Annotated in this window: 6 protein-coding genes; 4 read left to right on the forward strand and 2 right to left on the reverse strand. The window is 37.9% G+C overall.

Annotated features, from left to right (window positions below; translation table 11 throughout):
• From QZY09_RS04415 to QZY09_RS04425, 3 genes are all read left to right on the forward strand, one after another.
• On the forward strand, positions 1-198 hold a 198-nt coding region (locus tag QZY09_RS04415; RefSeq protein WP_295668646.1), incomplete at its 5' end, for a hypothetical protein.
• A 98-nt stretch (positions 199-296) separates the two neighbouring features.
• Positions 297-938, forward strand: a complete 642-nt coding sequence (locus QZY09_RS04420; RefSeq protein WP_295668648.1) for a 4'-phosphopantetheinyl transferase superfamily protein — start codon at positions 297-299, stop codon at positions 936-938.
• A 457-nt stretch (positions 939-1,395) separates the two neighbouring features.
• Entirely contained in the window at positions 1,396-2,229 is an 834-nt protein-coding gene (locus QZY09_RS04425) for a thioredoxin family protein (protein WP_295668651.1), read from the forward strand.
• A 187-nt stretch (positions 2,230-2,416) separates the two neighbouring features.
• Here the strand turns inward: QZY09_RS04425 and QZY09_RS04430 are convergent, their stop codons facing one another.
• Together QZY09_RS04430 and QZY09_RS04435 are read right to left on the reverse strand one after the other, a co-directional pair.
• Positions 2,417-3,499, reverse strand: coding sequence for an aminoglycoside phosphotransferase family protein (locus QZY09_RS04430; RefSeq protein WP_295668655.1), 1,083 nt, complete (start codon positions 3,497-3,499; stop codon positions 2,417-2,419).
• Between the two features lie 72 nt (positions 3,500-3,571).
• Positions 3,572-4,606, reverse strand: coding sequence for a LacI family DNA-binding transcriptional regulator (locus QZY09_RS04435; RefSeq protein WP_295668658.1), 1,035 nt, complete (start codon positions 4,604-4,606; stop codon positions 3,572-3,574).
• 345 nt (positions 4,607-4,951) lie between these two features.
• On the opposite strand from QZY09_RS04435, the gene QZY09_RS04440 reads away from it, so the two are divergent.
• The coding region (locus QZY09_RS04440) for an NAD-dependent epimerase/dehydratase family protein (protein WP_295668661.1) at positions 4,952-5,881 on the forward strand (930 nt) is incomplete at its 3' end.

Raw genomic sequence — 5,881 nt, forward strand, 5'->3', positions numbered from 1 at the left:
GCTAATGATTCAACATCTATAGCTCAATCTTCTGAAAATGATGAGAGTTATGGATGGAAGAATTATGCTGAAAATTTGGAAATGTGTAATGTTACCGGCAATCACATTACCATGATGAAATCGCCAAATGTAATAACTATTGCCAATAAAATAAATGAGAAAATAGCTACCAAAATTGCTTTAAACTATATTGACTGACTTTGACCGCAAACGGTAAAGCAGGGATTTAGTTATAAGTATATATTATCAAAGCCCGGTTGAACGTAAAAAAGAAATTCAAAAAATAAAATACGAATATGAAATCCGTTATTAATATTTATTCGTCATTTTTTGATCAACTACTGGATAAAGAAAAATTCGATTTTTATTACTTACAATTACCGGATAGGGAGCAAAAAAGAGTTGGCTCGTTTCGTAGATGGGAAGATGCAACGGCTTCGATTATTGGCAAAGCTTTATTAATAAGGTCATTACAGCATATAGGAGCAAATTTATGTATAGCAGATATGAAATATACAGAATTCAATAGACCTTTTTTTGAGAGCAATTTAGACTTTAATATAGCTCATTCCAACAACTATGTGGTTTGCGCCATCACAACTCATGGCAGGATAGGAATTGATATAGAAAGGGTAAATCCAATACATATCACTGATTACAAGGGTATTTTAGCTAATAGCGAGTTGACCAATATTACCAATTCAACTGCCATTTATGAGACATTTTATAGAGTCTGGACGAAGAAAGAGGCGATTGTTAAAGCCGACGGAAGAGGGTTCAATATAAAACTATGTGAAATTGATACAACTTGTTCACCCTTAATACTGGATGAAATTTCGTGGTATACTAAAAATGTTTTTATAGCCCCTGGCTATGTAACGAATGTTGCCTTTAATAATATACCTTCCGTATTAAATCAAATTCGAATTGAAATATAAACTTCTTATTCTTAAAAGGATCTCTTTAAAATAACCTTCTTATGGTCAAGGATTATATTAATTTTTGAATTAAAAAAATATTGAACTTACAATGCGATACGTGATGGCGGTTCGATCTCAATCCTGCTTAGATATTTCAAAAGTGTCCCTCAAGCCACCAAAGCCACTATTCGCTTCAAGTCTTCGATAAATTGGTTCGAGAACAGTCCCGCTCTGAGTACAAACCCTCGCAACTACCGATGTACTTGCGAGGGTTTTTCATTTTAATTTATATTAGAATTGCTTAAGGGGCCGCAGGCTTTGGGATCAGGTAAAAGCAGCAACAACCGGCGCATTTTTAGGCCCTGCAATTGGGGTGTTTGGCTTTGCGCTGGCGTTGTCAATCCCTTTCACCTTATTCGCCATGTTCCCCAGCCTCATGCATTCCTAACCGAGATCAGGTGGCTAGCTCAACAGCGTGAAAGTTGTATTGGATTTCCTTGAACTGGCCCTCCCCTTAAAGTTCCTGAGTAACGTCGACCTGGCCTATCATTGGCAATGGTTTGACAGGGAAGCGTTCCTGGTGCTCTGGATCATCATCTTTGCCTTAATAGGTATATATTTAATGGGCAAGATTAGGTTTAGCCATGACAGCGAACTAAACTACTTGTCAGTACCGCGACTGTTTATGGCCATAGTCGTATTGGCATTTACGATGTACATAATACCTGGTTTATGGGGTGCGCCTTTAAGGTCTATATCGGCTTTTTTGCCGCCGCAATCAACCCAGGACTTTGATTTGTATATAACAACGCTGATGGGAAACAACGCTAACGTCTTCAATGCAAAACATATTCAACGTAAGTATCCAGATATTTTCCAGGCGCCACTTAACCTGGATATTTTTTTTGATTATCAGGAGGGAATGGCTTATGCCAGATCAATGAACAAACCCGTGATGATTGATTTTACAGGGCATGCCTGCGTAAACTGCCGAAAGATGGAGGCCAATGTATGGCCGAACAAGGGGGTGTATAAACGAATTAGTCAGGATTATGTACTCATACAGCTTTATGTGGATGATAAAACCGACCTGGCGAAAGGAGAACAGACGGTGAATGCCCAAGGCAAAAGAATCGAAACAATCGGCAACAAATGGAGCGATTTGCAAGCGGAAAAGCTCCAGGCAAACTCACAGCCATTTTATGTACTGCTCGACAATAATGGCAACTTGCTGGTGCCGTCCAGCGGAGCTGACTATGACCCGGCGAGTTATTTGAAATTCCTTGACAGGGGGACTAAACTCGTTTAAAGCACCTTCCAGATAAACAAGATCTTCATTACGTTCTTATAATACCAGTTAATTAAATAGTTAAAAGCACCCGAGGGAAGACGGGTGCTTACTTGTTTGTGTCGACCATTATTCGCATCAACTATTGCTCAGTTTGAAAGCACAGGTAAGTTCATGTGAAAATGGCTCTGGATAACTTCATTAAACGTCAAAAATCTGGTACAGTTGATAAATCTCTTTCCGCTTCGATCATCATTTGCCTGAATTTTTCTTCAGCCTCAACGTATTTGTTTAGCAATGTAAACTGATTTCTGGCTCTGTTTAAATTATGTCCGGGGTACTTAGTTCCGTAGTAAATATCGTTATTAAGAAAATCTGTCAGAAAGCGGATGGCCTGCATATAAATCATCAATTCTCCCGAAAATATAAAATATTTTTTTTCTGTTTCACTTAACACCGTCCCCATTTCCGACAGGTACCCTTTGCATATGGCGTAAAAAAAGTTTTCCCGGATATGAATTTTAGAAAGATCGGCCTCTTCTTCATTGGCAGGTGACAGATAGGTCCTCATCATATCTCCAACATCACTCAAATAATATCCCGGCATTACGGTATCCAAATCAATTACACACAATCCATTTTGCTGCTCGTCGAACAGGATATTGCTGATTTTGGTATCATGATGGATAACCCTCAGTGGTATCTCATTATTGGCAATCAGCCGTTTATAGGTTTGTAAAATATAATCATGTTTGTATACTTCCTTAATTTCATTTGAGGCCGGGTCTAATCGCTCTCCTGGTGCATTTTGATGGGCGGTTTTGAATTGTTGAAATCTTAATGTAAGATTATGAAAATCTGGCAAAATATACTTCAGTTGCCCAATTTCAAACTCGTTAAGTAAGCGCGTAAACTTGCCAAACTGCTTTGCTGCTTCAAATGCCTCCTTTTCATAGCTTATAAAATTGATGGTTTGCGATCCCTTTACAAATGGAAACAACCTGAAAACATTGCCGGATGCTGATTTAACTAAAAAATCGCCCGAAATCGCCGGCAAGGGGGCTACGAAGAGATAATCAGATTTGGTTTTTTTGAAATGTTTATTTAATAAAGATAAATTTTCGGCAATATCCTCCGGAGATTTAAAAACATTAACATTGATTTGTTGAAGAATAAAATCTCCTGCATTGCCGGATACTTTTAATGTATGGTTAATTAAACCGGAGCCAAAAGGCTGAATAGTATAATCAGAAGGATTTAAGCCGAAGCTAATAAGGATGTTATCAAACATAAATTGGTTGTTGATCAACCAAACATACATAACGGATGTGTTAAATATTTGCGCAAACGTTTGAGCGTCTTTTTAAAGGAACCCTTTTTTATTTTCTATCAATTGCGATTCGATAATAATTCTGTAATAGGCGGCGTGTTCCTGGGTCTTTAAATTTTTTTGATTAAGCAGGTCCAGTAATATGTCGGTCGCTTTTTGCCCCTGGAGATACGGGAACTGCTCAACCGATGCAACAGGGGTATGATCCATATAGTTTATCAGCGGCAGGTTAGCATAACTTACAAACGCCAGATCAGTATTTATACTGATATTGAGGCTTCGCGCATATTTGATAGCAAACAATGAAACATAATCATTAAAAGTTACAATTGCCGTAGGCTTTCTTTTACTGGCTAATAATTCATTCAATGCCTCTTTCGTTCCATCTTCAGTCAGGTCACAACTTACCACTAACGACGGATCAAATTTAAGCCTGTTCCCAATCATTGCTTTAATATAACCTTCACGACGCTGACCACTGGCCAGTAATGTTTTAGGCCCATTGATCATTCCAATTGCGCGATGTCCTTTTTTTAATAAATAATTAACAGCCTCAATTGTACCGGTTTCCATATTGCACCCTACATAGTGAATATCGGGTATTTCGGGGACGCGATCAAAAAAAACTATGGGTATGTTGTATTTCTCCAATGACCTGAAGTGGTCAAAGGTAGAAGTGTTTTTGGCAACTGAAACCAAAAGGCCATCTACCCGGTGATTCTTCATCTTTTCAACCAGTTGTTTTTCAGTTAGTTCACTATCGTGCGATTGGGCCAATAGTACAGTATAGTTTTTTTTGTAGGCTGTATCTTCAATAGCGCTAACTGCGGTGGAAAAAAATGATTCAGAAAGTTCCGGCAATATTACACCAATGGTATAGGTCTTTCCTTTTTGAAAAAATATCGCTGTTTGATTAGGCTCATAATTAAGTTCTTTGGCTAATTTTTTGACCTTTGATCGCGTTGTTAATCCAATACTGGGATGATCATGGAGCGCCCTTGACACCGTAGATGCCGAAATATTTAAAATAGAAGCAATTTCCGTTATCGTAGTTGGCTTTGATGACATTTATAAAAAACCCAAATAAGAAGCTATTAATTAAGCTGTCAAATTTAAAGATATTATTAAATTTTTACTAATTGCTTATATGATGGGTAATTAAGGCACAAATTATAATATAAAGGGGGTATAACCTGAAATTATCCCCTTTTTCAAACGTTTGCGCTATATAAGCCCCCCTAAGGGCTCTCCCTCTAAGCAACTTAATTTCTACTTTCATAAAATTGATCTTAAATAAAAGAAAAAATAGCCTTTTTTGCTAACATTTGGATCAATCAGTAACAGGAAGCTTCTGAAAGCCAAAAACATTTGGTGGAATTAAAAGGAACTTACAGCTTAATTTGATTATAAAATATGTATACAGATAAAATTTTAGTTATTGGGGCAAATGGCCAGATTGGAACTGCCTTGCTTCCCGTTTTACAAAACGCGTTTGGCATAAACCACGTTATTGGGTCTGATCTTTTTATGCCAGATTCGCCTTGCTGTTTCTTTGAAAAACTCGATGCCACAAATGCGGCCGACCTGGCAAACATTTGTAAAAAACATAATATAACTCAAATATATCATCTTGCTGCAATTCTTTCAGCAAAGGGCGAGGCTGATCCTGTTTGGGCGTGGAATTTAAATATGACCACACTTTTAAATGTTTTTGAAGTTGCAAGATCATTTGACCTAAAAAAGGTTTTTGTTCCGAGTTCCATCGCGGTTTTTGGTGGCAGCGCCCAAAAGAAACATACGCCGCAACATACATACCTTGACCCAACAACCGTATACGGCGTGAGTAAAGTAGCCGCAGAAAACTGGTCGGTATACTACCATAAGCGTTATGGTATTGATATTCGTTCGTTAAGATATCCGGGGGTGATCAGTTATCAGTCAATGCCCGGTGGCGGTACTACAGATTATGCTGTTGATATGTTTCATAAGGCAATAACAGAAGAAAATTATATTTGCTACTTGACTCAAAATACGTGTTTACCTATGATATACATTGATGATGCATTGCAGGCTACGCTCAATATAATGGAAGCACCTTCAGATAAAATTAAGATAAGGTCATCTTATAATCTTTCCGGGCTAAGTTTTACCCCAGGTGAATTAATTAAGGCGATAAATGTCCATTTGCCTGATTTTACATGTGATTTTTTGCCGGATTTCAGGCAAAGTATAGCCGACTCATGGCCATACTCAATAGACGATAGTGAAGCAAGAAAAGATTGGGGCTGGAAACCGGTATATGATCTTGAAAAGATGACCACAGCCATGTTTTCAGGGTTATCA

Origin of the sequence: uncultured Mucilaginibacter sp., from assembly GCF_903913935.1 — a bacterium.
Taxonomy (GTDB): Bacteria; Bacteroidota; Bacteroidia; order Sphingobacteriales; family Sphingobacteriaceae; genus Mucilaginibacter.